Consider the following 25,975-nt stretch of genomic DNA (forward strand, 5'->3'; position numbering starts at 1 on the left):
ACTGAACCTTCCACTTCTGGTCAGCCCTGCGGTCCAGTCATTGACATCTGCCCGCCCGTCGCGATCACGGCACTGGCGCCCGAGATTCCCACGCCGGGGTCGAACCACTTGCCGCACAGGAGAACTCGCCGATGTCGGGCGAGCGGCCAAGAGAATGAGGGGGTTCCCATGCATGCCCAGCGAGCTGGCCCACCGCTGTGCTGGGTCCTGCGATCCGACAGACCGAGAAAGTCCGATCCGTGCTGCCGGATCGAGGTCAGGTGTCATCACGGCGAGCTCAGAGCGCAGTCTGCATGAGCTGGTCTTGCTCGTCATCGCCGTAGCCGACCGCTCCGCTCAGCGGTTCGGGTTGAACGGCTCGGTGCCGAGGACCAGCGAGAGTCCCGAGATGTTGGAATGGGCTCGCGCGTAGGCAAGTTCGTGGCTCATGTCACCGATGTTGTTGACGATCGGCAAACTGATGCCCAGAGTCGACAGCGTCCCGAGGGCATAGCCGTTGCGGTCGAGGAACGCGCTGCCGCTGTCGCCGGGTATCCCTGGCATGGGTGCGGTCAGTGCGTGTGTCCAACCGGCGGTAGCCTGCCCATCGGCCTTGCTCTGGCCGGTCCGAGGGGACAGTTCGGCGATTCCGAACCGCAGGCCGGAGTTGCCGTAACCGTAAACGCAGTCATCGATGTCGGTTCCGGTGGTGTTGATGCCGACGGGACCACCCCAGTACGGCACGCTCGGGTTGACCTTGCCGACGTCCTGGGGAGCGACCTTCACCAACGCGAAATCGTTGTAGATGCAGGTATTGTGGTCCCGCTCGCCGTCGTGCTGCATGGCCAACCAGCTGCTGTAGACCAGTTGACCGGTGCCCACGACCTCGCCCGGGAACATCAGCAGGCTGCCGCGGTTGAAGGTGACCTCGGTGCCGAGGGGGAGACTCTCGGCGGTGCAGCCGTCGGGGTCTGCCAGGTCGCCGATACCCGTACCCGCGCAGTGCGCGGCCTGACCGAGGTACACGTTGCCGGCATTGTCGACGAAGGTGTAGTTCGCCGTGCACTGCCTCCCACCCTGGGTGTTGATCTGCACCCCTGGCGTTATGGTGGCGGACGCGGCGGACGCCCATCGGTGCCCCGACTTGTCTGCGGCAAGGGTGAACTGGTCGGCGCTACCGGGCCACGGCAGTGCCGACGCAGTGCCGGATCCGGCAATGAGATGTGCGCCGGTGGATGCGATGACGGCGGCCGCTGTGACCGCGAACGCACGGTAGAGAGTGGATCGCTGCATGGGATATTTCCCTTTCAGTGTCATGTTCGGCTGCTCTGCTTGCGACGTGGCTCTCGTGGCGTGGCAACCATGCCGATATTAGTAGCTGATGTTTTGCTGAAGGTGGGATCGCGGAACGTGGACCCTGTGTCAGCTGGATGCTGCGCGGACCCGAAATGGAGCCGGGGTAGGCCGCGCAAGACCGATCAGGCGACGCGTGAGCGTATCGGTCAGATCGCTCGGTACTGTTCCGGTGACGTGGTCTGCCGTTCTCGGTGTGGAGCCCGGCGAAGTTTCGTGATTGCCTTGCGCATCAACAAGATTGCCGATATCAGCTATGCGGCGCTGCGCAAGCTCCGGAAGGCCCACGGTGTGTCATGGCAGGCCACCAAGACCTGCAACGCGGGCAAGGGCCCCGGGTTCGCCGACACGACGGCTCGGGAGACCGCCGGTCCGCTGGATCGGCCTCGACTCCGACCACCTGGCCGCCTTCACCCCGCGCTTTCGCGGGCGGCACCACGACCAGGGCTCAGGCCGCCGGCGGCAGGCGGAAGATAGCGAATTGATTGCCCGAGATGTCCGCGCAGCCGATCTGTTCGCCCCCCATGATGGGTTGATGACGCGAAGCGGTGATGACTTGGGGTCGGCGGGGGCGGGCGGAGTGCTCGCGGCTGGTTCGGTGATGTCCGTTCCGGCGGCACGAGAGATCCGGGTGCTGGCATTGAACACGTGGCACAGCGGCAGCAAGATCTCCAATGGCACTCAGCTGATCGCTGATCTCGTCATCTCGACGCAGGCCTCGATCGTGCTGCTCTCGGAGGCAACCGAGGCGACCACGGCCGTCGCGGCCGAACTGGTGCGGCGGGGGCGCGAGTTCAATGCCGTTCCCTCGCACGACACGGGAATTCTGTCGGTGTTTCCGGTCCAGGACAGCGCCGATCTGCAATGGATGGTCAAGGCGCGGTTGAACATCGACGGAAAGCGCCTCACCGTCTACTCCGCGCATCTGGAGTATCGCTGGTATGCCTCCAACCTGCCCAGAGGATACGGACCCGGGACCCCAGCGCCGGGCGAGTTCGCCGAGCACGAGTGGAACAAGCTGCCGGACGGCCCAGTGACCGACCCTGCCGCAATCCAGCGCATCAACGCGGCCTCGGGTCGCTCCGAGGTCATCAGTGGCTTTCTCGCCGACGCGAAAGCCGAGATCGCCGACGGGGCCTCGGTCATCATCGGTGGCGACCTGAACGAGCCGTCTCTGCTGGACTGGACGCCTGCCACTGCCAACTTGTTCGATCACAACGGTGTGGTTATGGCGTGGGAGACCACTCGACGCCTGCACCAAGCCGGTTTCATCGATGCCTACCGATCGATGTACCCGGACCCGGCCACGTATCCCGGACTCACCTGGCCTTCGGACAACATCGATGTGGATGTCTCCGAGCTCGCCTGGGCTCCCGGGGCCGACGAACGCGACCGCGTCGACTACATCTTCGCTCATGGTGCCGCGCTGTGCCTGTCCGCCGTCGGCATCGTCGGCCCGCGCGGGTCCGTCGTGCGCGGTACCCGTCGGCAAGAACCGACCCGGGACAACTTCCTCGCCACGCCAGCGCAGTGGGGCAGCGACCACAAAGGCATCCTCGCGGAATACCAACTCACCGACTGAAAGAGAGGATGGGGCGCGCTTCCGCCCGTGGCTGGCGTGGTTGCGTGCATCAGATCTCGAGCGAGTGTGAGGGCGCGGCAATATCGTCGGGTCGACATTGCGGTGTGCAGGATCTGGCACCGATAGCTGCCCGAATCCGGTGCTCAGGGACTTATTCTGCCCGTGTGACATGGGCAGCGGCGCGACGATTCCGGTGGCAGTTGGTGCTGCTGGCCGTCGGTGCGGCGTTGGCAGCGGGTGGGGCGGCCACCCGGCCGTTCAGTTGGTCGGCAACCGTGCTGGTCGTGGTGCCGGTGGTTGTGGTTTTGGTGCTTGCTATCCGGGCGAGGCCCGAGCGGATTCCACGCACCGCCCGGCTGCGGCGCGGAGTGGCCGTCTGGTCGACGCTGCTGGTCACTGCGTCGGCGTGGGAGGTGTATGCCTTTGTGCGGCAACCGGATTGGACGCGGGCGAACTACGCACACCCGACCTTGTCGACGCTGCTGGATCCGGCACTCGAGCATTGGCCGCTGCGGTTCGCCGGATGGCTGGTGTGGCTGGGCGTCGGCTGGTGGCTGGTGTCGCGATGAGCGATCGGGTGATCGTCATCGTCGGGTTCGCGCTGGTACTGGTGGTCGCCCTCGGCGTGGTCGTGGTCACGCATGTGCGCCGGGATCTGGTCGCGCCCGTGGGGGAAACGATCGCCTACCTCACGCACGCCCGGGTGGTGAGGATTGTCGCTGTGCTCATGTGGGGATGGGTCGGCTGGCACTTTCTCGCGCGGTAGCTACTGCCGGCGCAGGAGAAACCCGCCGATACATCTGGGCTTGGTGCGCTAGGAGAAGAGTCCCGTTTCTGCCTGTTCCATCAAGCGCATGAACTGTTCGGTACGCATGTGGATGAGCGTCTCGTGGTCGCCGGCCTCGAAGTAGATATCGGGTTGTGCGCTCAGGCTTTCGTCCATCAGCGTCGTCATGCCGTAGGCGGTGCAGACCGGAGGGATGGCGCCGAGTTCACAGTCTTTGAAGACTTCGCGTATGTCCGACTCGTTGGCCAGCGATAACCGCCGTCCGGTTTGGTCCCACAGTTTCGCCAACCGCAGGTGATGAGTGGATGGCAGCACAGCACCGACGTACCCGTGCTCGTCTTCGAGCAGGATCGTCTTGGCGAGCCGGTCGCCGGGGATAGCCGCGGTCACGGCCGTCTCGGTGCTGCTATGGCTGTGCGGATGACGCACGATTTCATATTCGACACCTGCATCGCTCAGGCAGGTGTGCACGGTCGGTGATATGGGCATGACGGAACCTCCACTGGCTGGTTGGCACCACTTTCGAACCCGGCGGCCCTATTCCTTCATGCTAGCCCTGCTACGCCGTGACCGAACGTCACTCTTGTGCGGAGAAGGGCCGCCGGGCTCAGCACCGTCATCGTCGAAGTTCGCCCGCAGCGCATCCCGGAGGGGAGCCCACCGCTGCTGGTCGCCCCAGTCGTCAACGATGTAGGACGGCAGCACGCCGCGCGCGGCGGCGAGGGTCTGCTCGTCACTCGAAATGTCCTGCATCGCAGCGAATGCCGCGCGTACCCCATCCAGTTCCGGCCGGTCCATGTGTGCGGCGGCGAACTCCTGGATGCGGCGTGTGGCCTCGGCGCCGTGTTCGGCGCCGACAACAGGTGAAAACGAACGGTAGCCATGGAAACACCGTGGCCGTCGTGGGCGGGGCGGCGAAGCAGTCGGATGACGCTGGGTTGACGTATTCCGGTTTCGGTAGGGTCGCGGCGGGACCCGGATGTCGCGCGGGACCGGAGAAGGGGTACCCCACCATGCCGTTGATCGGACGAGACACCGAGCTGAAAGACCTGGGCGCGCTCGTGGACGGCCCCGGTGATCGGAGCGGAACCCTGATCGAAGGGGAACCGGGCATCGGCAAATCGGCGCTCGTCGACGAGACGGTGGCGGCTGCTGCCCTCGCGGGCGTGCGGGTGCTGCGGACTGCCGGGGTCGAAGCCGAACAGAACCTCCCCTACGCCGGACTGCATCGGCTGCTGTATCCCCTCCGCCGCGGGATGGACGCCCTGCCCGTGCGGCAATCGGACGCTCTGGCGACCGCTTTGGGCGTATCGGACACCATCGGCGATCCGAGTCCCTACCTGGTGGGACTGGGCGCACTGACATTGCTGACCGATGCGGCTGCCGAGCGGCCGCTGCTGATCGTCGCCGAAGACCTGCACTGGCTCGATGCCGCCAGCGCCGATGTGCTCGCCTTCCTCGCCCGCCGCATCGACACCGAACCCGTGGCCGTACTCGCCACCCTTCGAGACGGCGCCGCAACACCGCTCTGCGACGCGGGACTGACCGCCATGCGGATAGGTCCGCTGTCCGACGACGACGCGACGGCGCTGCTCGACAACACGGCACCGGAACTGCCCGCGCCGGTCCGCCACCGCGTGCTCGCCGAGGCCCAGGGGAATCCGCTCGCGCTGACCGAACTGCCCACGGCCGTTACGGATCTCACCGAACTCGCCACCGCCCTGCCGCTGACCGAACGCCTCGAGCGGGCCTTCTCCGCGCGGTGCGCCGCATTGCCCGCGCGAAGTCGTGACGCCTTGCTGGTCGCGGCGCTCAACGACAGCGACTCGCTCGCCGAAACACTCACTGCCACAGGTGTTCTCCTGGGCTGCACGGTCGAGCCCGAGATCCTCATACCCGCGATGAAGGCACGGCTGATCGAAATCGGTTCCGGCACTGTGACCTTCCGGCATCCGCTGGTGCGCTCGGCTCTCGCCGCCGCAGCGACGATCGAGCAGCGCCACCGCACCCACCTCGCGCTGGCCGAGATACTCGGCGGGCTGCCGGATCGGCAGGTATGGCATCGCGCGGCGGGCGCATCGGTTCCCGACGAACAGGTGGCCATCGAACTCGAGGACGCCGCCGAACGGGCGCGGCACCGCGGGGGCGCGGTCGCGGCGCTGGAGCAGGCCGCGGCGCTCAGCGACAGTCCGGTGCGGCGCGCGGACCGGCTGCTACGGGCGGCCGAACTGGCCGTCGACTCCGGCCGCCGCGACACCGCCGAACGACTGGTGCACACCGCGCGCACGCTGTCCCTGACGCCGCGACAGGAGAGCACCGCGCACTGGCTGCTCAGCGGATTCGACGATGGAATCCGCGAAAACCCGTCGCGCATAGGCGAACTGGCCGCCCTGGCGGCATCCGTCGCCGTTGACGGGCACACCGATGCCGCGATGCGGATTCTGTGGGGCGCGGCCATGCGGTGCTTCTGGTCCGAACCCGGACCCGACACCCGGCGTGCGCTGCTCGCCGTCGCCGACGCACTCCCCATCGCCGACAGCGACCCCCGCCTGGTCGCGGTCGACGCGTACGTGGCTCCCTTCGAACGCGGCGACCGCGTCCTGCGCCACCTGCACGCCTTGGCCTCGACCACCGGACGCGACCCGGAAGTGGACCGCTTCCTGGGCAGCGCGGCACTGCAAGTGGGTGCCTTCGACCTCGCCGCCCACTTCTCCAACGCCGCGGCTCCCGGACTGCGCGCCGCCGGGCGGCTGGGGCTGCTGCCCCGGGCGCTCACGGTCCACGCCTGGAGTCTGGCCCGGCTCGGTGATCTCGCCACCGCGACGCCCATCGCGGCCGAGGCCGCGGCCTTCGCGCGCGAGACCGGCCAGCCGTTCATGCACGGACTGGCCACCGCCGTCCAGGCCGAAATCGCCGCACTGCTCGGGAATTACCCGCAGGCGATCGCGCTCACGGCGGAGGCCGAGCGGATCGGGCTCGCCTCCGGTGCGCGCCCCGTGCTGGCCACCGTCCAGCTCGCGCGCGGGCTCACCGCGCTCGGCGAGGGCCGGTTCGACGATGCCTTCGCCGATCTGAGTCGGATCCACGATCCGCGTGATCCGTCCCATTCACCGGCGCTGCGCGGCTATTTCCTCGCCGAACTCGCCGAGGCCGCGGTACGCGCCGGACAGGCCGACACCCTGCGGGATCTGCTGGGCGGCCTGGAATCGGCGGCGGCGTCCACACCGTCACCCGCCCTGCACATCGGAATGCGGTATGCGCGGGCCGTACTCGCCACCGACGCGGCCGAAGAGCGGTTCGCCGCCGCGCTGGCCGCCGACCTCACCGGCTGGCCGGCCGAACGTGGCCGCCTGCACCTCGCCTACGGCGAATGGCTGCGGCGACAGCGCCGGGTTGTCGAATCCCGGACCCATTTGCGCACGGCCAGAGAAACTTTCGATGCCCTCGGCTTCGCGGCCTGGAGCGAACGGGCACGCCTGGAACTGCGCAGTGCGGGTGAATCGAGCCCGAACCGCAGCCCGGATGCCCGAGAACGGCTCACTCCGCACGAGCTGAGCATCGCGCAGCTGGCCGCGCGGGGACTGACCAACCGGGAGATCGGCCAACGGCTGTACCTGTCGCATCGGACCGTCAGCACCCATCTGCATCGCATCTTCCCGAAGCTCGGGATCAGTTCGCGCAGCGATCTGGCGGCACTGCTGCCGCCCGATGACGACGCGACTCGGTGACCGGCACTCGCGCGGCCCACCGACACTGATTACGTCATCCGACGGTCGCGGCAGCGGTCGCGCGCTGCCTAGCGTCGGGCATATGGAAATCAGCCGACGACTTTTCGGTGGTGCACTCGCGGCCGGTGCCGCGAGAACAATCGATGGCGGCTGAGCCTGGCTCCGGGTGAGTCGCAATACGACGCCTACGAACAGCAACTCGCCACCGGACCCGCCATCACCGTGCCCGCCATCACCATCGGCAGCGATTTCGACGGCGCGGCGAAGGACGGAAAACCGTACCGCGCCAAGTTCACCGGCCCCTACGAACACCGAGTCCTCGACGGCATCGGCCACAATGTGCCACAGGAGGCCCCGCACCCGTTCGCCCAGGCGATCATCGATGCCGACCACCATTGAGCGTCACGGCCGGGGCCTCCCGGGCGGTACTACAGAGAGCTGCGCGAGCGGATGCGGCCTGCGGGATCGAGCTCGACGACGGTGTCGATGCCGATCCGGCGCAGGAAGGGGTAGTCGTGACTGACGACCAGGATCGCGCCACGATAGGTGGCCAATGCTTCGACGAGTTGGTCGACGCTGGCGATATCGAGATTGTTGGTCGGCTCGTCGAGGATCAGCAATTGGGCCGGCGGATCGGCGAACAGTAGGCGCGCCAAGGAGACTCGAAAGCGTTCGCCGCCCGACAGTGTCGAGACCGGCCGCTCGACACTGTTGCCGCGTAGGAGCATCCGGGCCAAATGATTGCGGATGGTGGCCGCCGGAGTGGCCGCGGCCGCCGAGTGAACGTTCTCGAGAGCGCTGGCCTGCTCGTCCAGGCCGTCCAGGCGTTGCGGGAGATAACCCACCCGGTCGGTGAACAGGATGCCGCGTTCGGGGTGGCGGCCGTGCAGCAGGTTCTCGATGAGCGACGACTTTCCCGCACCGTTGCGACCGACGAGAGCGATGCGTTCCGGACCCTGGATGACCACGCTCCGGTCGCCATCGCGCAGCTCCGCGATGCGTCGGCCGCGTTGCACATCGGGATCGGGCAGATCTAGATGGATGCGCTCCTCGCGGCGCACCCGAGCCGCTGCTGCGTCCAGGACATCCTGGGCCGCAATGATTTTCGCGTCGAGTGTGGTGCGCATCGCGCCGGCCGAGGCTTGCGCCCTACTGGCGCGGTTGCCCGCCAGGATTCGGGGAATACCGCCGTTGCGCTGGGTGGTCCGGCCGGTCCGTTCACGCCGGGCGAGCTTGGTCTCGGCATCGATCCGCTGCCGTTTCTCGACCTTCAACGCTTGCTCTGCGGTTCGGGCCGCCTGCACGGCCGCTGCCTGTTCCTGTTCGACATGCTGCTTCCAGGCGCTGTGCGGGCCGCCGAATACATCCAGGGTCGTGCCGTGCAGTTCTGCGGTGACATCCATATGCTCGAGCAGCTCGAGGTCGTGGCTCACCACCACCAGGGTGCCGGGCCACGAATCCACGAATCCGGCCAGCTCGGCGCGAGTTTCGCGATCGAGATTGTTGGTGGGCTCGTCGAGCAAGGTAATCGAGGTCCGCCGGATCCGCAGTCCCGTGATCGCGACGAGAACGGCCTGACCTCCGGAGATCTCGCCTATCCGCCGATCGAGATCGGCTGCGCTGAAACCGATCTCGTGCAGCGCCGCATCGGCGCGGGCTTCGATGTCCCAGTCGTCGCTGATCGTCTCGAAGTGCCTGTCACCGATCTCACCGGCCTCGATCGCGCGCAGGGCCACGAGTTTGTCTGCGATACCGAGCAATTGCGCGATGGTGTCATCGCGGCCGAGGGTGAGGGTCTGTGGCAGATACCCCACCTCGCCGGTGGTTTCGATGCGCCCGGAGCTGGGTGTGAGAAGTCCGGCGATCAAGCGCAACAGCGTCGATTTTCCAGTGCCGTTGCGTCCGACCAAACCGGTGCGCCCGGTGGTGAATACGCCGTTGATACGGGAGAGCGCGACGGTTCCGTCGGGCCATTCGAAGGACAGGTCGTGCAGTGTGATCGCCGAATGCGTGGAGATGGACATGGGTCGGTTGACTCTTCCTGCTCGCGAGCGAGCGGCCGCGAAGTTTCGCGCCGAGGCCACAGGGACCATGGGCGCGTGGGGGTTTCGGAACTTTGCGGAACCCGACGAAGGCGAGGCGGGTGCGACCACGCGACCGCGGGCGTGCACGATCACCTATTCGGTGGTACGAACACCACCATCGGGAGAACGCCGATTCGGCGCGGTTGACAGTGCACGCGACAGCGGCCGCGGTCAATTGAGCACGCGGAAGACACATTCGAGCGACGCGAGGAATGTGTAATCGGGAGCGCCGCCTTCGAGAGGGCGGCTAGAGTCTGTCGACCTCGATGAGCACACGCCCACGCTATCATCCGCCTCTCGGAGTCACCGGTAGAGGTGCGGCGGCGCCGGGGATTTTCGAGGACAACACCTTATCGGCGCCGCGGGTGATCGGATCCGTCGTGAAGTGCTAGTTGCTGTAGACCCGGCTCGGTTCGATGAGGACCGCGGCGCGACGTTCCGCTGCCATCACGCGGTCGTATTCGTCCCAGTCGTCGTGTTTCCCACCGGCCGCGGTGAACACATCGCGCAGCAGCCGGCGCAGCCCCTCGGCGTCGATCCACGGCTGAGGATCGTCGGGACCGACGATCTGGGCGCGGCCCTCGACCGTTGCCCATGCCCAGCCCTGCCGAAAGGTGGTGGTCACCTGGGGTCGGATACGTAAATTGGCGAGTTTCACTTTGCCGTAGGTGACGAAGCCCAGGACCGGCTGGCCCGACAGGGGATGAGCCAGCAGTCCGACATTGACCAGCGTGGAGTGGATGGTGTCGTCGGATCGGAGGGTCGAGACGACGGCGAGGCCGTTCTCGTCACGAGCGAGCTGAGCCGCCTGTGCCAGTGTGGTCATCACATCTCCCATGGTTGTGTGCCCGGCAGATCGTCGCATGGTCCGTTGTGCGTTTATTAGAACAATGCTCCGGCCGGTCCTATTCGATCCTGACCATCGGAGCATCGCGAACACCGATTCATGACCGGTCCGGCCGCTGGTTCCTGCGCGAACTGATCGGGAGCGGCGCTAGGACATCGGCGGCCGACAGCCACACGTCTCCCCGAGATCGAGGTGGACATCGATGGCCACCGGGCTCTCGTCGGCAGCGCTGTGTGTACTCAGCACCGCGTTGAGGGCCGCGCGGGCGATTGTGTCGATGGGTTGCTGCACCGTGGTGAGGACCAGCTGCCCGTAGGCGTTGGTGCGGTCGCCGTCGAAGCCGACGACCGAAATGTCCTGGGGGATACGCGCTCCCGTATCGGTGATGGCACGCAGCACCGCGGCGGCCTGTGCGTACGTGCCGATGACGATGCCGCCGGGTGTCGGGTTGTCGGCCAGGTACCGGCTCACCGCGCGGTACGCCCCCGCCGGGGTGAGATCGGTGCGGATCTGGCGTGCGGCCGCCGTGCCCACGACAGCGGCATAGCCCGCATAGCGCTGCGCCACGGTTTCGCGGTCACCGTGCTCGACGTCCTCGCTGGTGAATCCGCCGACGAACACGATGTCGCCGCGGTGGTGCGCGGCGGCGAGATGACGGGTGGCCAGCGCACCGGCCTCGAGATGGTCGGCGCCGATGACGGGCGCATCGACGTGGTCCCGGTTGTTGTGCACCCAGACGATCGGAATCCGGTGCTGGGCACAGAGTTTCGCGGCAGCGGCACCGTTGGCGCCGCCGACGACGATCAGGCCGTCGATACCCGAGTCGGCGAAGGCGCCGACGAATTCGAGCTCCCGCTCCGGGTCGTATCCGGTGTTGCCGATCAGCGTCAGATGGTCGCGCAGCCGCGCCTCGACCTCGATGTGCCCGACCAGCGCTCCGAACAGCGGTAGCGTCACGTCGGGGATGAGCAGCCCGATCTGCCGCCATCGGCGCGGGCGCCGTAGGGCGCGGGCGATGCGGTCCGGGCGATAGTCGAGGTCGTCCAGCGCCTCGTTCACGCGTGCGCGCAACGCATCCGATACCGGTCGCGGGCCGTCGTTGAGCACGTAACTGACGACAGCGGTGGAGGTCCCCGCCCGCCGTGCCACGTCGGCGAGGGTCACACGCTTGACGGTCACAACTGCCCCATTCTGGTCGACATTGTGCAGGTCGGACATGGTTTGAATCGTCCTGATTCTCACACGCTACGACCGCGGGGAAGCCTACGCAAATCGATTAGATTGGTAACGCTCGCGATTCACGCACTTAACAACCGACTGGTGGAGTAATTGGCATGGCATTCGTTCGGTTCACTGGCGTCACCTACTACGACCCCGATCTGGCGCACCACAGCTATGTCCTCTACACCGGATCGGATTCGATCACCCGCCTCATAGACCTGAACGGTGCGGTCCTGCACGAGTGGCCGTTCGCGGGGGTGCCGCCGCGCATCATTGATCCCGCACTCACCGGTGGTCGGCTGGGCGATGTCGGCGTGCAACTGTTGCCCAGCGGTGACGCCAGGGGTGGCATCTACGCGAATGGCACAGTGGGGCAGCTGACTTGGTCGGGGGAGCGGGTATGGGAATGGGGTGAGCGGGCCCCGGGCGGGTCGGCGCGGCAGAACCACGACTGGGAACTGCTGCCGAACGGGAATCGGCTGCTGCTGGTCACCATCCCACGCATCGTGCCCGGTCTGGGCGACGAGATCGTCGGCGACCAAGGACTGTACGAGGTCACGCCCGAAGGCGAGATCGTATGGGAGTGGCGGGCCGGCGACCACCTCGATGAACTCGGCTTCTCGGAGGATGGCTGGAAAGCATTGCGGGACACCGTGTCCCGTGACCCGAATGATCCCTGGGGCTATCTGGAGATGAACAGCGCCAAGACGCTGGGACCGAACCGGTGGCACCGCGCGGATCCGCGCAGCGTATTCCATCCCGACAACATCCTCATCAGTCTGCGCAAGGCGAATGTGATCGCGCTGATCGACAAGACCACCAAAGCCATTGTGTGGAAACTGGGTCCGTATTTCGCTGCCGAGCCCGGGGCGCAGCATCAGCGGATCAACGCGCACAAGGTGCCGCGCCCGCTCGATCAGATCTCCGGACAGCACAATCCGCACTTCATCGCCGACGGCCTCCCCGGCGCGGGCAATATTCTGGTCTTCGACAATCAGGGCGGGGCCGGCTATCCGCCTGCGGCGCTGGGGATCTACGCGGGATCACGCGTCCTGGAGATCGACCCGGCCACCGAGCAGATCGTGTGGCAGTACACGGCCGAGGACTCCGGACAGCCGTCGTGGACGTTCTTCAGCTCCTTCGTGAGCAATGCCCAACGCCTGCCCAACGGCAACACCCTCATCACCGAGGGCATGAACGGCCGTCTGTTCCAGGTGACTCCGGACGGCCAGGTGGTCTGGGAGTACCAGACTCCGTACGAAGGCTACGGGGTCGCCGGGGAACCGGAAGTGCACGAACCCCGGGTACCGGGCGTCGATCGCCTCAGCCGGACCTCGCTCATCTATCGCGCACAGGCGGTTCCGTTCGAGTGGGTGCCCATCGGGGCCCCGCTGTCGGCTCCCGCACCCGTCGACCGGCGGACCGCGCCATGAAAACCTCGGACAAACGCTGGGCGGCGATCGGGGGAATCGTCGGCGGGCTCGCGCTGGCCGGAATTCTGTGGAGCCTCATCGTTGCCACCGGGCGCTTCCCCAAGGAATTGTTTCCAACTGTGCCGCAGGTCATTCGGGCCGGGCACATCCTGTGGTCCGAGGGGCTACTGGTTCCGGATATCACAGCGAGCCTACAGCGCGCATTGTTCGGATTCGTCCTGGGCGCAATCGCCGGAATCTCGGCGGCGATCATCACCGCGAGCACCTGGCTGGGGCACAGAATTCTGCAACCGGTGCTCCGGTTGCTTTCTCCCATTCCGACGATCGGCGTTGTGCCGCTGGCGATTCTGTGGTTCGGGATCGGCGAGAGCAGCAAGACCCTGGTGATCGCGCTCGGCGTGTTCGTCCCGGTGTGGATCAACAGTCATGCCGGATTCGCGAGTACCCCGGCCGACTACCTACTGGCTTCGCGCTGCCTCGGCGCTCGGCGCTGGCAGGCCATGACTCGGATCGTGCTGCCCGAGGCGGCGCCCGATGTGGTTTCCGGCCTCCGAGTGGGCGCGGCCATGGCTTTCGTACTCATCGTCGTCGCCGAAATGACCGGGACCACAGCGGGAATCGGCTACCGCATCTATCAAGCCCAACTGTTCTCGCAGGCCGATCGACTGATCTTCTGCTTGATCGTGCTCGGGGTGATCGGAGCGGCATGTGATCTGGCGATTGCCTCGATTTCCGCGCCGATCACGCGTTGGGCGCATGAGGAGCACTGATATGACCATCATGACGCAGGATCTGGTCGTTCAATTCCCGAACAAGTCCGCCCCCGCACTGCGGGACATCACGCTGAGTGTGCCCGACGGCTCGTTCACCGTATTGGTCGGCGCGTCCGGCAGCGGCAAATCGACTCTGCTGCACTGTCTCGCCGGGCTCATCACGCCCACCTCCGGCACCGTGGTCGACAACAACGAACCGGTCACGGCCCCGGACCCGCGCCGCGGTGTGGCCTTCCAGCGCGACGTGCTGTTTCCGTGGATGAGCGTTGCCGACAACATAGGCTACGCCCTGCGCGCACATCGCGTTCCGCGCAAACAGCGGCGTGCGCGCACCGACGAACTTCTCGACCTCGTCGGACTTTCCGGCGAGGTGAGCGAGCAACGCCCGAGCCAGCTCTCGGGCGGTATGCGCCAACGCGTCGGCATCGCGCGCATGCTCGCCGGCGAACCCGCCGTCATGCTGATGGACGAACCGTTCGCGGCGCTCGACGCGCTGACCCGCCTGCGCATGCAGGACCTGCTCATCGATCTGTGGACGCGGCTGAACCGGACCGTCATTTTCGTCACCCATGATGTCGACGAGGCGATTCGGCTGTCGGACACCATCAGTGTGCTCAGGGGCGGGCAGCTCACCCGGCACATCACCAATCCGCTGAGCCGCCCGCGACCCGCCGATGCGCTCGCCGATCTACCCGGCTACAGCGAGCTGCGCCGCACCCTGCATCACGAACTCGGCGTCGAGCACGTCGCTCGACAGCTACTCGACAGCTGAATCCCTATCGCAACACGAAGAGAGACCCGTGAAAACACTTGTGAACCGGCTGCTCACGGCAGTCCTGACAGTCACCGCGATATCCACCACGCTCGCCGCATGCGCCAGCTCCGACGGGTCCGATTCCACTACCCTCACCGTCGCGTTCGTCGTCGATCCGTCCTGGGCGCAGATACCCGTCGCCCAGCACGACGGATTGTTCGAAAAGAACGGCGTGAAAGTCAAAGTCGTGAACTTCCCCTCGGGCGTGGAAGCGCTGCAAGCACTTGCCGCGCACCAGGTCGATGTCGCGACTGCCGCCGATGTCCCGGCCGCCGCCACCCTGTCGCGGTCCCCGTCGCTGCGCGTCGTCGCCGACGGGTCCCGTTGGCAGGGATCACGAATCGTCGCCCGGCGCAGTGCCGGAATCACCTCGCTCGAGGGCCTGGCCGGACGATCCATCGGCACCCCGCTGGGCACCAGTGCGGCCTATTTCGCCGCGAAGGCGCTCTCCGACAATGGCATCAAAGCCGATCTGGTGCAGGTGGCGCCGCAGGCGACGCTGACAGCCGCGACCCAGCACAATGTCGACGCCGTCTCCATCTTCCAGCCGTATCAGGCGCAGGTGATCGCTGCCCTGGGCGAGGACGCGGTCCAACTCCCGGGCGGCAGCTACAACCAGCACAGCCTCTACCTGGCCTCCGATACCGCGGTAGCCCAGAAATCGGCTGCCCTGAGCGGATTCTTCGCGGCTCTGAACGAGGCGAGCGCGGCACTGTCGACGCGCACCGACAGCGCGATCTCGGCCATTGCCGCCGCCACCCAGCTCGCACCCGACCTACTCCGGACGATCCTGCCCGAATTCGACTACACGATTCAGTTGCAGTCCGACCTCGCCGACAATCTCACGGGCCTCGGCACCTGGGCCAAGTCCCAGGGAAAGATCGACCAGTCGACCCAGCTGCCGAACTACGGCACCCTGCTCGTGACTGCCTTCCTGCCGCACGTCGGCTAGCGGGTCAGGTCCGCTTCGATCACGTGGATCACCCACATCAGCGCCCGATCCCGGGCGGGGGGCTACCGCGAGTGGCGGCCGCGCATGGTCATTACGCCGGCGACTCAGCCGACCGCGAATATTGTCAGCGGGATCAGCCACATCGGTGAGCGGATGGTGATGAAAAGGGTGTGTCCGGTGCCGGTGGCGGATCCGCCGGTTCAGTGGCGGATCCGCCGAGGCGAATCTAGGACCCGGTGGGCGGCTCGCCGACGGTGACCTTGGTGTCGATGACGCCGAAGATCTCGCCCTGCGGCGCCCTCAGCACGCCCATGCGGCCGAAGGGACTGTCATCGGGGCCCATCATGACCGTGGCGCCGAGTTCGGCGGCGCGTTCGAGGGCGGCGTCGACGTTGTCGTATTGGAACCAGGTGAGCCAGTAGCTCATACCCTCACCGGGCTCCTTGCTGGAATCCATGATGCCGCCGACGCTGTCGCCGCCGCCCGGGTTGGTGAAGGTGGAGTAGATGAACTGCGCTCCGTCGCCGATCTCGGTGTAGCTCCAGCCGAACACCTTGCGGTAGAAGTCCTGTGCAGGCTGGTAGCCGCGGGTGTGCAGTTCGTTCCAGCAGTAGGTGCCGTGTTCGTTGTAGACGCCCGCGCCGGTGTGCGCCTTGGCTTCCCATACGCCGAATACGCCGCCCGCGGGATCGGCGGCGACGAACATCCGCCCGACGTCCATGACATCGAACGGCGGCATGAACACCTGCCCACCCGCTGTGGTGACCTTATCGGCGATATCGTCGGCACTGTCCGCGGCGAAGTAGGTGGTCCACGCCGAGGGCATCGGCATACCCTCGGGCTTCGGACCGATACCCGCAGCAGGCTTGCCGTTGCGCAGCGCCATCAGATAGCCGCCCGCTTCGGCTGGGCTGTCCTGGATGTCCCAGCCGAAGAGATTGGCGTAGAACTCGCGGGCCTTGCCGGTGTCGTCGACCTGACAGTCGACCCAACACGGTGTGCCCTGTGGCCAAGCGGAGTCACGAGTAGGCATGGTTTGTCTCCTTAATCGAGGGCGGATCCGCCGCGTCGAATCTGGGCGGGCGGCCTTGCACTGTTTCGAAAAAAGGGGATCGAGCCGGTTAAGAGTTTGCTCCGATTGCCGCCACCGCACAGCCGGATGGCGCAGGAATTCATCGGCGAGTCGCCCCGAAGGCCGTCGCAGAGTTCTTCGAGCGGTCAACGACCTGATGGCACCGGTGGTGCAGCGCTCACCTCCTCGCCCACGTATGCGGCCCAGAGCCGTCGGTATGGTCCGTCCGCGGTGAGCAGGTCTTCGTGGCGGCCGGTCTGCAGCAGGCGACCCTCGCCGACCACGACGATCAGATCGGCGTCGGCGGCGGTGGCCAATCGGTGGGCGACCACGACGGTGGTGCGTCCGGCCGTCAGGACATCGACGGCCGCGCGGACCCTGGCGTCGGTGGCCAGGTCCAGCGAGGCGGTGGCCTCATCGAGGATGAGGATATCGGGCTCCACCAGTTGGGCGCGGGCCAGCGCGAGCAGTTGCCGTTGGCCCGCCGACAGGCTCGCGCCGTGTGCGCCGATGGGCTGGCGGTAACCGTGTTCCAGCGCGGCGATCATCTCGTGTGCGCCGACCGCCCTCGCGGCCCATTCGATTTCGGCCGGAGTGGCGGCGGGTTTGCCGTAGGCGATGGCCGCGTGCACGGTTTCACCGAACAGGAACGGTTCCTGCGGTACGACGCCGAGCCGCTTGCGATAGTCCCGCAATCGGTAGTTGCGGATGTCGACGCCGTCGACGAGGACGGCACCGTCGGTGGTGTCGTACAGGCGCGCGAGCAGCTTCACGAGAGTGGATTTGCCCGCACCCGTTTCGCCGACCACCGCCACCTTCTGGCCGGGCGCGATGCGCAGATCGATATCGGACAGGACTCGTTTCCCATCGCGGTCGTAGGCGAAACCGACACCGCGGAATTCGATTTCACCGGTGAGGCGCCGCACCGGATGGGCGCGGTCCACGTCGGGGGTGGTGACCGGCTCCCGCATAAGGACCGCGATCCGCTGCACGCCGACCACCGCCTGCTGATAGCTGTCGAACACCTGGGACAGCTGCTGGATCGGCGCGAACAGCAGGTCGACATAGAGCAGAAACGCGATCAAAGTGCCTGCGGTGAGCGCGTTCTCGCGTACCTGGTGCACACCGACCGCCAGTACCGCGGCGGTGGCGATCACCGCCATGATCTCGATAAAGGGAAAGAACACCGCCATCAGCGTTTGGCTGCGCAGCCGCGCGTTGCGGTATCCCCAGGAGCGGCGCTCGAATTCGCGCTGGTTGACCGCCTCGCGACGGTATGCCTGGGTCACCGCGATGGTGTCGACATTCTCCTGCAGGTAGGCATTGGCGGCGCTGACCTGTTCACGCGCGAGGTTGTAGGCGGGCACCGAGGCACGGCGGAACGCGATCGTCGATACCACCAGCACCGGCATCAGGGGCAGAACCACCAGTGCCAGCCCGGCATCGATCGCCGCCAGCGCGACGACCACCCCGGCGATGGTCAGGGTGCTGGTCAGGGCGACCGCCAATCCGGTCTGCAGGAAGGTGGACAGACCGTCGACATCGGTGATCATCCGAGTCATGATGCGCCCGGCCAGTTCTCGCTCGTAGAACTGCAGACCCAGGCGCTGCAGCTGCGCGAACACCTTTACCCGCAGCCCGTACAGCAGACGTTCGCCCGCCCTGCCGGTCACCCGTACCTGCGCGACAGTGATCGCCCAGTCCACCGCGACCACGAGCAACGCCAGCCCGGCCGCGATCAGCAGCACGTCGCGCGCACCGATCAGCACACCGTGGTCGATGCCGTAGCGCACCAGGAACGGAATCAGAATCTGCGCCAGCGCGTCCAATGCCACCAGCCCCAGCCCGGCCAGCAGCGGCAGCGCGAACGGCCGCAGCAGTCCGCGCAGATCGAATGCGGTATCCGGGGTGTGGGAAAAGTGTTCGGGCACATCGGGTTCCCCGGTGACCGGCGGCAGCTTATCGATCAGCGCCCGCACATCGCCGCTGGGCGGGGCGCTCGACATCATGCCGCCGCCCAGCTGTCCGCCCATGGCTCCTGGGGAGCCGGCCGCCCGTTGCGAGAACGCCTTCGCCATCTGCTCGAGCGCCCGGGTCTCGTCGCCGTCGGTCTCGGTGTGCAGCCATAGTCCGGCGGTGGGCACGGATTCCGCCACGGTATCCAGATCGGCGGCGATACCCGCCGGATCGGGCGGGGTGAACAGGGTGCGGAACAGCTCGCCGGAGCTTTGCAGTTCGTGCAGCGAACCCAGTTCGACAATTCTCCCGCCGTCCAGCACCGCCACCCGGTCGGCCAGCGCCAGCGTCGAGATGCGGTGCGCCACAACAATGGTGGTGCGCCGTCGAACCTCGCCGGCGATGCGCGCGAAGATCTGCTCCTCCACCTGGGCATCGATCGCGGAGGTGGCGTCGTCGAGCACCAGGATGGGCGCATCGGTGATCAGCGCACGGGCCAGCGCGAGTCGCTGCCGCTGCCCGCCGGACAACCGCTGTCCGCGTTCACCGATGAGTGTGTCGAGCCCGTCGGGCAGCGCGGCCACGAATTCGTCGGCGGCGGCGAGACGCAGTGCGTGCCACACCTGCTCGTCGTCCGCGTCCGGACGCCCGTAGGACACATTGGCGCGCACCGTATCCGCCATCAGCGAGGTGTCCTCGAAGACCATGGCCACGTGGCCGCGCAGCTGCGGCAGTTCCCGAATATCGGTGCCGTCGAGTAGAATTCGGCCAGCATCCGGATCGAACAGTCGCGGCAGCAACTGCACGAGAATCGACTTTCCGGAGCCCGCCGCACCCGCGATCGCTATGGTCTCGCCCGGCTCGACCACCAGGTCGAGTCCGTCGAGTACCGGCGGCTGATCCTCGAATCCGAAACGCACACCGTGGAATTCGATGCGTGGCGCACTGCCCGGCGGCATCGGTGCCGCGGGCGTGGCGGCGCGCGCCTCGTCCGGGACCGGAGTCTCGATCACCTCGCGCACCCGGTCCAGCGACGCCTTTCCCTGCTGACTGACGGTGAGCAGCATGGAGAACATCCGGATCGGGTGGACGAAGGACCCCAGGTAGGTCATGAAAGCCAGGAAGGTGCCCAAGGTGATGGACTGCCGCAATGCGAGCAGTCCGCCGACAATGAGGACCAGTGCCTGGCCCGCCGCCGGGATCGCCTGCAGCGTGGGCGTGAATCGGCTGGTGATCCGAGTGATCCGCAACCGCGACCGGTACAGGTCGCGGGCGGAGGCGGCCAGCTGATCCAGCTCATGGGATTCCTGACCGAACCCCTTCACCACCCGCACGCCCGTCACCGCGGCTTCCACCCGCATGGCGACCTCGGCGGCGCGGGCCTGCGCATCCCAGTTGGCCGGAAACAGTTCTCGCTGACTGCGTGTCGTGATCAGCCACAGTGCCGGGACCACGAGCAGCGCGATCACCGTCAGGGCAGGTGACATCGTCGCCATCAGCACCAGTGACACCGCGAGCAGCACCGCGTTTCCGGCGACCAGTGGAACCAGTTGCAGGAACATCTGGATCAGCGTCACGTCGGTAATGGCGCGGCTGACCACCTGCCCGGTGTACAAGCCGGAGCGCTGTCGCCCATTGAGGCGCAGCAGCGCCGCGAACAGATCGCGGCGCAGATCGTGCTGCACATCGAGCGACAGCCGCGAGGATCCGGTGCGGCGCTGATATCCGGCGACGAATCGCACGCCGCCGACGGTGAGCAGCAGCCCGATCCACGGCAGCACCGATGCCTCGGTGGTGGTGAGGCTGTCGACCGTATGCCGCACGATCAGCGGCAGCACCGCGGTCAGCACCGCCGCGAGTACCGATCCTATGGCAGCGGTGAGCACCGTCCGGCGATGCGCCGCACAGCGCCGCAGCAGGTATCGGATCCAACCGGTGGACCGTGTGTTCGAGGGGTGGGAAGTCGACCGCGCGGCCCCGAAATCCGAGGCCGCGGCGTCGAAACAGCCGGAGTCCGAACTCATCCGGCGACCACCAGCGCATCCGCGGCCGTGTACTGGTTCTCCGGCCGCGCCAGGCCGTAGTGGCCGCGCAGCGTGGTCTCGGTGTATTCGGTGCGGAACAGACCGCGCCGCTGCAGGATCGGCACCACCTCGTTCACGAACCGCTCCAGACCGGACGGCAGTACCGCGGGCATGATGTTGAATCCGTCGGCCGCGCCGCGGGTGAACCACTCCTCGATGGTGTCGGCCACCTGTTCGGCGGTGCCCGCGAAGGTGTGATGACCGCGTCCGCCACCGAGGCGGGCGATCAGCTGACGCAGGGTGAGCCGTTCACGCCGGGCGAGGTTCACGATGAGGGTGAACCGGCTCTTCGCGCCCTGGATCTCGTCCTCGGTGGGCAGGTCGTCGGGCAGTTCGCTGTCCAGGTCGAGATCCTCCACCGGAATACCCCAGGTGCGGGCGAGCTGGCGCTTCGCGTATTCGGGTGAGATCAGGTGCTCCAGTTCGGCGTCCAGCTCGCGAGCATGCTCCTCGGTGTCGCCGATGACGGGAACGATGCCGGGCAGGATCCTGATCGATTCCGGATCGCGGCCGAGTGCGATCGCACGACGCTTGACGTCGGTGTAGAACTCGAGACCGTCCTCGAGGGTCTGCTGCGCGGTGAATACGGCCTCGGCGTAGCGCGCCGCGAACTCCTTGCCGTCCTCGGACGAACCGGCCTGCACCAGAACGGGATACGCCTGCGGCGAGCGCGGCAGGTTCAGCGGCCCCGCCACCTTGAAGAACCGGCCCTCGTGCTCGATCTTGCGCACCTTGTCGGGATCGGTGTGGACACCGGATTCCTTATCGGCCAGCACCGCGTCATCGGCCCAGCTGTCCCACAGTTTGGTGGCGACTTCGACGAATTCGGCGGCCTTCTCATAGCGCAGCTTGTGATCGGGCACATCGTCGAGTCCGAAATTGCGGGCCGCATCGGCTCCGGCGGTGGTGACGATATTCCAACCGACCCGACCATTGGACACCCAGTCGACGGAGGCGAACCGGCGCGCCAGGTTGAACGGTGAGTTGTAGCTGGTGGACGCGGTGGCGATGAGACCGATCCGGGAGGTCTGCACGGCAATGGCGGTGAGCAGCACCGTGGGCTCGAGCTTGCCGCTGGGTCGGCGTCCGGTGTCGCCGAACAGCACGGGGCTGTCGGCGAAGAAGATGGAATCCAGCTTCCCGCGCTCGGCGATCTGTGCGAGATGCACATAGTGCTCGATCTTGGTATTCGAGTGCGGATCCGATTCCGGGAGCCGCCACGAGGCCTCGTGATGCCCGGTGGACATCAGAAAGGCATTGAGGTGCAGTTGTTTCGACATGTGTGAGTCCTTTCAGACACCGGCCGGGACAACGCCCAGCGCGGTCAGTAGGGTGCGGCGGATGCCTTGGAATTCCGGGTCGCCCGGGTCGCGCTCGGCGGGAAGTTCGATGGGAAGGTCGACGGTGAGGCGGCCGGAATCCAGCACCAGCACGCGCTGGGCCAGGGTGATCGCCTCGTCCACGTCATGGGTGACCAGCAGTACGGCCGGGGTGTGCCGCTGGATCAGATCGCGCAGCAGTTCGTGCATGCGGATGCGGGTCAGGGCATCCAGCGCGCCGAAGGGTTCGTCGGCCAGCAGCAGATCGGGTGCACCCACCAGGGATCGGGCCAGTGCCACGCGCTGTTGCTCGCCGCCGGACAGTTCCGTCGGCCAGGCGCGTTCCCGGCCTGCCAGCCCGACCTCCGCCAGCAGCGCCGCACCGGCGTCGCGCAGGGCGCGGGGTTGTCCGTACAGCACGTTCGCCAGCACTCGCTGCCACGGCAGCAGGCGTGAATCCTGGAACACCACAGCGGTTTTCGCGGGCACCCGCAGCGTGCCCGACCCGGCCACGTCGTGATCCAGTCCGGCGAGCGCACGCAGCAAGGTACTTTTCCCTGAGCCGCTGCGGCCCAGCAGGGCGACGAACTGGCCGGGCGGAATGCTCAGCGTGATCTTGTCCAGAATGGTCCGGTCGCCGAAGGATCTGACCAGATCCCTGGTCTGGACGCCTAATTCGCGATGGTTCGACGCCATGAGAGCACCTTGCGTTCGAGCAAACGGATACCGGCATCGGACACCAGCCCGAAGATGCCGTAGATGACCAGGCCGACCAGGATCACATCGGCCTGCCCATAGTTCTGGGCGCTGCTCATCATCTTGCCCAATCCGTCTGTGGCATTGATGGATTCGACGACAACGAGGGCCAGCCACGATCCCGTGACCGACAATCGCAGCCCGAGGAAGAAGCCGGGCAGCGAGCCCGGGATCACCACCCGGCGGATGAACTGCGTCCGCGAAACACCCTGCACCTCCGACAGTTCCACGAATCGCTTATCGATGGTGGTGAGCGAGGCATGGGTCTGGATGTACATGGCGATGACCACGCCGAAGGCGATCAGCACGACCTTGAACTCCTCGCCGATACCGAGCCACAGGATCATCAGCGGAATCAAGCCGAGCGTGGGGACGGCGCGCTTGATCTGCAGTGGACCGTCGATCAGCGACTCACCCAACCGCGAAAGACCCGACAGCAGGGCCAGTCCCGTCCCGACCACCACGCCGATTGCCAGTCCGAGCGCCGCGCGGCGCAGCGACGCCACGACATTGTCCACCAGGCTGCCGTCGCGGAACAGCTCCCAGCCGGTGTCCAGCACGGTCCACGGTGCGGACAGTTTGCGCTCGTCGAGCAGGCCGAAATGGATTCCGGCGGCCCAGGCGCCCAGCAGCAGTGCCACACCGAGCAGGCGGGTGAAGGGCACGGGCTTGCGCAGTCCCAATCGACGCAGGCTACGCCGGTCGACGAAGCCGTCCGCGGCCACGGGGGCCGACACCGCGAGGCGCGGCAATGCGAGCGTCATGACTTCTCCTTGGTCCGATATTGGGTGGGCACCGCATCGGCGGCCAACTGCTCGAATCGCCGGTCGAACAGGGCGGCGGCGTCGAAACTCTTACCGAAGTAGCCCGATTTCGTGACCAGGTCGATGGTCTCCTGTTCCCATTTGAGGGCCTCGTCCCAATTCGCGGGGTAATAGGGGCGTTCCACGGTCCGCAGAATTCGCCGGGCGTCCTCGGCCGAAACCTTCTGGTCCTTCACGTAATATGCGTCGGCCCATTCCTCGGGATGTTCCCAGGACCAGATATCGGCACGTGCCCAGATCTTCACGAATTCCGTGACGGCAGCGAGTTTCGCGGAATCTTGCAGCACCGCGGTCGGTGCCCACAGGATGGTCAGTGCGTCCACGGCGGGGGTGTCCACCGCCTTTGCGCCCTGATCACCGTATTGGGCAAGGTATTTCGTGATCGAGGGCTCCCCGAGCGGGGCGATATCGATCTGCTTGCCCTGCAGTGCGGTGAGGAATTGGGTGCTGTTGAGTTCCACGAGTTCGACTTCGTTCAGCCCGATCCCGGCCGCCTGCAGCGTGCGCAGCACGATCACGCCCTGCGCCTGTCCCGGGGAGAAACCGATCTTCTTACCGCGCAGATCGGCGAGCGCGTTGATCGCCGAATTGGGCGCGGTCACCAGCTTGTACTGCGGGGTTTCCCGGACCTTGACCCCAACGATCTTGGCGTCCACGCCCGTCGCGTGGGCATGGATCGGTGGGATCCCCGCATTGCTGGCCACATCCAGCGCACCGCCGCGGAATGCCTGGATCACATCAGGTCCGGCCTGCACCGCGGGCCAATCGGATACGGTGAACGGCAGCGTGTTCAGCTGCCCGGCGGCTTGCAGTGCCACGCGGGTGGTGTTCACCGAAATCGATAGCTTCGTGCCCGGCGGCACCGCGGTCGGCAGACCGGCGGACAGATCCGTATCCCCGCTGTTGCGGGTGGCGCAGCCACTGAGGAACAGTACCGCCGCCGCGGCGGCCAATCCTATTCCGCGAATCGTGGTTCGCATTTCTCTCTCCTCGATGGCAAGTGCCGGAATGTATAACGGAAATCCGAGGTGCGGCGACAATCGAGGATTTCGAACCGGGTGGCGCGTGCGTGCTTATCCATGCACAGACTGTCCCGGAAGACGTTGCGATCGGGCAACATTCGTTCGACTTAAAATTACTCGGAATTAAAGGCCGTGATCGGAGGGACCGGCGCGGCCGCGGCCACCACCGCAAGCGGATCGGTGAACAGCTGCTGCAACACCACGGTGCCGGCCGCCGTCTCCAGTGCCCGCCCGATGAACGACGATCCCGTGACGACCTCCTCGGGCCGCTCACACGACGAGAACCGTCGCACCACATCGAGATACGTCGCGCGCACGCCCGGCACCCGCACCAGGGCCGGATCCACGATCACCACCGCATCCGGGTCGAGCAGGTCGATCAGTACCGCGACCACCCGGCCGAGCACCCTGGCGCGATCCTTGAACAGTTCGCGCGCCGCCTCGTCGCGCCCGGCGGCGGCGATGAGATCCCGAATGCCGCTGACCGCAAGCGACTCCCGCCTGGCCCGCGCGACCAGAGCACGATCGGTGCACTCGATAAGCGCCGCATCGGCCGCCTCCCCACCGGCGAGTCGCGTGATGGCTCCGGCGGCCGACCGTGGACCGTAGTGCACTCGCCCGTGCACCGCGAACGCCACATCGATCACATTGCCCGCGAACAGCGCCACCGTCGCCGAGGCGTTGTGCGCCTTTCCGAACAACTGCTCCGCGTGCAGCAGCGCCCTGGTATGGCTGTCCAGACCGACCGAAAGCCCGGTTCGTTCGGAAAGGTACTGTCGCACAGCGACATTGCGCCACCGCAGGGAAATATGATCGACGACCGCCCCCGCCGAACTGTCGACCCACCCGCCGACCGCCACCCCCAGCCCGATCACCCGTTCGCTGAGCTCGGCCCGCAACCGCCGTACCTCGGCGGCCGCCCCATCGAGAATCGCATCGGGATCCAGACTGGGGTGCGGCACCCGATGCGTAAGTCGCACCGTCCCAGCGATATCGAGCACCGCGACGGTGACGTGTTCGGCCGCGATGTGCACGCCGATCACCACATTGCCCGCGCTGTTCAATTCCAGCGGCGAATGCGGCCGCCCCATCCCCGCCGGGCTGGCCGTCTCCGGATGTTCGATCAGCAACCCGGCCGCCACCAGCGCCCGCACCTGCGTGGTCACGGTCGCCGGTGACAGCTCGGCCACCCGCGCGATCGCGGTCCGCGTCGCCACTCCCTGTTCGAGCACCGCCCGCAATACCGCCCCCGCGCTATTGCCCCCTGCCACCGCCATCCGAGCTCACCTTCACCTCGACCCAAACGCCCCCATCGTCGTCGAGTCGCGCCCCTCGAGGAACTGTTGCGCTCGAGCCGATTCTGTCCGTCCGGAATCAGACCATTCGCCG

21 protein-coding genes and 1 pseudogene are annotated in these 25,975 nt (G+C 66.6%); 10 read left to right on the forward strand and 12 right to left on the reverse strand.

Annotated elements, in window-relative coordinates:
• Positions 1–336 precede the first annotated feature (336 nt).
• Complete coding sequence (locus ACQP2D_RS18015; protein WP_433684832.1) at positions 337–1,272, reverse strand: hypothetical protein; 936 nt, start codon at positions 1,270–1,272, stop codon at positions 337–339.
• A 595-nt stretch (positions 1,273–1,867) separates the two neighbouring features.
• Between ACQP2D_RS18015 and ACQP2D_RS18020 the strand changes: the two genes are divergently transcribed.
• The 3 genes from ACQP2D_RS18020 to ACQP2D_RS18030 all read left to right on the forward strand — a co-directional run bounded on the left by ACQP2D_RS18020 (position 1,868) and on the right by ACQP2D_RS18030 (position 3,680).
• The gene (locus tag ACQP2D_RS18020) at positions 1,868–2,914 is read left to right on the forward strand and encodes an endonuclease/exonuclease/phosphatase family protein (protein ID WP_433684833.1); all 1,047 of its coding nucleotides are present in this window, start codon (positions 1,868–1,870) and stop codon (positions 2,912–2,914) included.
• Between the two features lie 164 nt (positions 2,915–3,078).
• Positions 3,079–3,483: a hypothetical protein gene (locus tag ACQP2D_RS18025; protein WP_433684834.1), complete on the forward strand. Its 405-nt coding sequence runs from the start codon at positions 3,079–3,081 to the stop codon at positions 3,481–3,483.
• Positions 3,480–3,680, forward strand: coding sequence for a DUF6186 family protein (locus ACQP2D_RS18030; RefSeq protein WP_433684835.1), 201 nt, complete (start codon positions 3,480–3,482; stop codon positions 3,678–3,680). Before ACQP2D_RS18025 ends, ACQP2D_RS18030 begins: the two co-directional genes overlap by 4 nt.
• Positions 3,681–3,728: 48 nt before the next feature.
• Here the strand turns inward: ACQP2D_RS18030 and ACQP2D_RS18035 are convergent, their stop codons facing one another.
• Complete coding sequence (locus tag ACQP2D_RS18035) at positions 3,729–4,190, reverse strand: aminoacyl-tRNA deacylase (RefSeq protein WP_433684836.1); 462 nt, start codon at positions 4,188–4,190, stop codon at positions 3,729–3,731.
• A 96-nt stretch (positions 4,191–4,286) separates the two neighbouring features.
• Here ACQP2D_RS18035 and ACQP2D_RS18040 point away from each other — a divergent pair, with 96 nt between their 5' ends.
• The 3 genes and pseudogenes from ACQP2D_RS18040 to ACQP2D_RS18050 form a co-directional block, all read left to right on the forward strand.
• Entirely contained in the window at positions 4,287–4,568 is a 282-nt protein-coding gene (locus ACQP2D_RS18040; RefSeq protein ID WP_433684837.1) for a hypothetical protein, read from the forward strand.
• A 26-nt stretch (positions 4,569–4,594) separates the two neighbouring features.
• Positions 4,595–7,429 carry an ATP-binding protein gene (locus ACQP2D_RS18045; RefSeq protein ID WP_433684838.1) on the forward strand — a complete coding sequence of 945 codons (2,835 nt, stop codon included), beginning with the start codon at positions 4,595–4,597 and terminating at the stop codon, positions 7,427–7,429.
• A 135-nt stretch (positions 7,430–7,564) separates the two neighbouring features.
• A pseudogene (locus ACQP2D_RS18050) lies at positions 7,565–7,828 on the forward strand (alpha/beta hydrolase); the annotation flags it as partial.
• 29 nt (positions 7,829–7,857) lie between these two features.
• On the opposite strand, the gene ACQP2D_RS18055 reads toward ACQP2D_RS18050, so the two are convergent.
• The 3 genes from ACQP2D_RS18055 to ACQP2D_RS18065 all read right to left on the reverse strand — a co-directional run bounded on the left by ACQP2D_RS18055 (position 7,858) and on the right by ACQP2D_RS18065 (position 11,578).
• On the reverse strand, positions 7,858–9,453 hold the full coding sequence (locus ACQP2D_RS18055) for an ABC-F family ATP-binding cassette domain-containing protein (RefSeq protein WP_433684839.1): 1,596 nt from the start codon (positions 9,451–9,453) through the stop codon (positions 7,858–7,860).
• 448 nt (positions 9,454–9,901) lie between these two features.
• Positions 9,902–10,339: a TIGR03618 family F420-dependent PPOX class oxidoreductase gene (locus ACQP2D_RS18060; protein WP_433684840.1), complete on the reverse strand. Its 438-nt coding sequence runs from the start codon at positions 10,337–10,339 to the stop codon at positions 9,902–9,904.
• A gap of 168 nt (positions 10,340–10,507) precedes the next feature.
• Positions 10,508–11,578 carry a LacI family DNA-binding transcriptional regulator gene (locus tag ACQP2D_RS18065; protein WP_433684841.1) on the reverse strand — a complete coding sequence of 357 codons (1,071 nt, stop codon included), beginning with the start codon at positions 11,576–11,578 and terminating at the stop codon, positions 10,508–10,510.
• A 116-nt stretch (positions 11,579–11,694) separates the two neighbouring features.
• On the opposite strand from ACQP2D_RS18065, the gene ACQP2D_RS18070 reads away from it, so the two are divergent.
• Genes ACQP2D_RS18070 through ACQP2D_RS18085 form a run of 4 tightly spaced genes read left to right on the forward strand, consistent with a single transcriptional unit; the run spans position 11,695 to position 15,553 of the window.
• Positions 11,695–13,014, forward strand: coding sequence for an aryl-sulfate sulfotransferase (locus ACQP2D_RS18070; RefSeq protein ID WP_433684842.1), 1,320 nt, complete (start codon positions 11,695–11,697; stop codon positions 13,012–13,014).
• Positions 13,011–13,784, forward strand: a complete 774-nt coding sequence (locus tag ACQP2D_RS18075; RefSeq protein ID WP_433684843.1) for an ABC transporter permease — start codon at positions 13,011–13,013, stop codon at positions 13,782–13,784. Before ACQP2D_RS18070 ends, ACQP2D_RS18075 begins: the two co-directional genes overlap by 4 nt.
• 1 nt (position 13,785) lies before the next feature.
• The gene (locus ACQP2D_RS18080) at positions 13,786–14,559 is read left to right on the forward strand and encodes an ABC transporter ATP-binding protein (protein WP_433684844.1); all 774 of its coding nucleotides are present in this window, start codon (positions 13,786–13,788) and stop codon (positions 14,557–14,559) included.
• 28 nt (positions 14,560–14,587) lie between these two features.
• Positions 14,588–15,553: an ABC transporter substrate-binding protein gene (locus ACQP2D_RS18085; protein ID WP_433684845.1), complete on the forward strand. Its 966-nt coding sequence runs from the start codon at positions 14,588–14,590 to the stop codon at positions 15,551–15,553.
• A 226-nt stretch (positions 15,554–15,779) separates the two neighbouring features.
• Here the strand turns inward: ACQP2D_RS18085 and ACQP2D_RS18090 are convergent, their stop codons facing one another.
• The 7 genes from ACQP2D_RS18090 to ACQP2D_RS18120 all read right to left on the reverse strand — a co-directional run bounded on the left by ACQP2D_RS18090 (position 15,780) and on the right by ACQP2D_RS18120 (position 25,863).
• The gene (locus tag ACQP2D_RS18090) at positions 15,780–16,586 is read right to left on the reverse strand and encodes a VOC family protein (RefSeq protein WP_433684846.1); all 807 of its coding nucleotides are present in this window, start codon (positions 16,584–16,586) and stop codon (positions 15,780–15,782) included.
• A gap of 185 nt (positions 16,587–16,771) precedes the next feature.
• Positions 16,772–20,605: an ABC transporter ATP-binding protein gene (locus ACQP2D_RS18095; RefSeq protein ID WP_433684847.1), complete on the reverse strand. Its 3,834-nt coding sequence runs from the start codon at positions 20,603–20,605 to the stop codon at positions 16,772–16,774.
• Positions 20,602–21,945, reverse strand: coding sequence for an LLM class flavin-dependent oxidoreductase (locus ACQP2D_RS18100; RefSeq protein ID WP_433684848.1), 1,344 nt, complete (start codon positions 21,943–21,945; stop codon positions 20,602–20,604). Before ACQP2D_RS18100 ends, ACQP2D_RS18095 begins: the two co-directional genes overlap by 4 nt.
• A 12-nt stretch (positions 21,946–21,957) precedes the next feature.
• Positions 21,958–22,680 (reverse strand): ABC transporter ATP-binding protein, encoded by a 723-nt coding sequence (locus tag ACQP2D_RS18105; protein WP_433684849.1) that lies wholly within the window; start codon positions 22,678–22,680, stop codon positions 21,958–21,960.
• Positions 22,656–23,504: an ABC transporter permease gene (locus tag ACQP2D_RS18110; protein ID WP_433684850.1), complete on the reverse strand. Its 849-nt coding sequence runs from the start codon at positions 23,502–23,504 to the stop codon at positions 22,656–22,658. The genes ACQP2D_RS18105 and ACQP2D_RS18110 overlap by 25 nt, the downstream gene beginning before the upstream one ends.
• On the reverse strand, positions 23,501–24,544 hold the full coding sequence (locus ACQP2D_RS18115) for an ABC transporter substrate-binding protein (protein ID WP_433684851.1): 1,044 nt from the start codon (positions 24,542–24,544) through the stop codon (positions 23,501–23,503). Before ACQP2D_RS18115 ends, ACQP2D_RS18110 begins: the two co-directional genes overlap by 4 nt.
• 155 nt (positions 24,545–24,699) lie before the next feature.
• The gene (locus ACQP2D_RS18120; protein ID WP_433684852.1) at positions 24,700–25,863 is read right to left on the reverse strand and encodes an ROK family protein; all 1,164 of its coding nucleotides are present in this window, start codon (positions 25,861–25,863) and stop codon (positions 24,700–24,702) included.
• Between the last annotated feature and the right edge of the window lie 112 nt (positions 25,864–25,975).

The organism is Nocardia sp. CA-119907 (assembly GCF_050955995.1).
Lineage (GTDB): Bacteria > Actinomycetota > Actinomycetes > Mycobacteriales > Mycobacteriaceae > Nocardia.

Bases quoted from the DNA above. Each gene is read 5' to 3' on its own strand.
- ACQP2D_RS18015 (WP_433684832.1), bottom strand. From the start codon at position 1,272: ATGCAGCGATCCACTCTCTACCGTGCGTTCGCGGTCACAGCGGCCGCC.
- ACQP2D_RS18020 (WP_433684833.1), top strand. From the start codon at position 1,868: ATGACGCGAAGCGGTGATGACTTGGGGTCGGCGGGGGCGGGCGGAGTG.
- ACQP2D_RS18030 (WP_433684835.1), top strand. From the start codon at position 3,480: ATGAGCGATCGGGTGATCGTCATCGTCGGGTTCGCGCTGGTACTGGTG.
- ACQP2D_RS18035 (WP_433684836.1), bottom strand. From the start codon at position 4,190: ATGCCCATATCACCGACCGTGCACACCTGCCTGAGCGATGCAGGTGTC.
- ACQP2D_RS18055 (WP_433684839.1), bottom strand. From the start codon at position 9,453: ATGTCCATCTCCACGCATTCGGCGATCACACTGCACGACCTGTCCTTC.
- ACQP2D_RS18060 (WP_433684840.1), bottom strand. From the start codon at position 10,339: ATGACCACACTGGCACAGGCGGCTCAGCTCGCTCGTGACGAGAACGGC.
- ACQP2D_RS18065 (WP_433684841.1), bottom strand. From the start codon at position 11,578: ATGTCCGACCTGCACAATGTCGACCAGAATGGGGCAGTTGTGACCGTC.
- ACQP2D_RS18070 (WP_433684842.1), top strand. From the start codon at position 11,695: ATGGCATTCGTTCGGTTCACTGGCGTCACCTACTACGACCCCGATCTG.
- ACQP2D_RS18075 (WP_433684843.1), top strand. From the start codon at position 13,011: ATGAAAACCTCGGACAAACGCTGGGCGGCGATCGGGGGAATCGTCGGC.
- ACQP2D_RS18080 (WP_433684844.1), top strand. From the start codon at position 13,786: ATGACCATCATGACGCAGGATCTGGTCGTTCAATTCCCGAACAAGTCC.
- ACQP2D_RS18090 (WP_433684846.1), bottom strand. From the start codon at position 16,586: ATGCCTACTCGTGACTCCGCTTGGCCACAGGGCACACCGTGTTGGGTC.
- ACQP2D_RS18095 (WP_433684847.1), bottom strand. From the start codon at position 20,605: ATGAGTTCGGACTCCGGCTGTTTCGACGCCGCGGCCTCGGATTTCGGG.
- ACQP2D_RS18100 (WP_433684848.1), bottom strand. From the start codon at position 21,945: ATGTCGAAACAACTGCACCTCAATGCCTTTCTGATGTCCACCGGGCAT.
- ACQP2D_RS18105 (WP_433684849.1), bottom strand. From the start codon at position 22,680: ATGGCGTCGAACCATCGCGAATTAGGCGTCCAGACCAGGGATCTGGTC.
- ACQP2D_RS18110 (WP_433684850.1), bottom strand. From the start codon at position 23,504: ATGACGCTCGCATTGCCGCGCCTCGCGGTGTCGGCCCCCGTGGCCGCG.
- ACQP2D_RS18115 (WP_433684851.1), bottom strand. From the start codon at position 24,544: ATGCGAACCACGATTCGCGGAATAGGATTGGCCGCCGCGGCGGCGGTA.
- ACQP2D_RS18120 (WP_433684852.1), bottom strand. From the start codon at position 25,863: ATGGCGGTGGCAGGGGGCAATAGCGCGGGGGCGGTATTGCGGGCGGTG.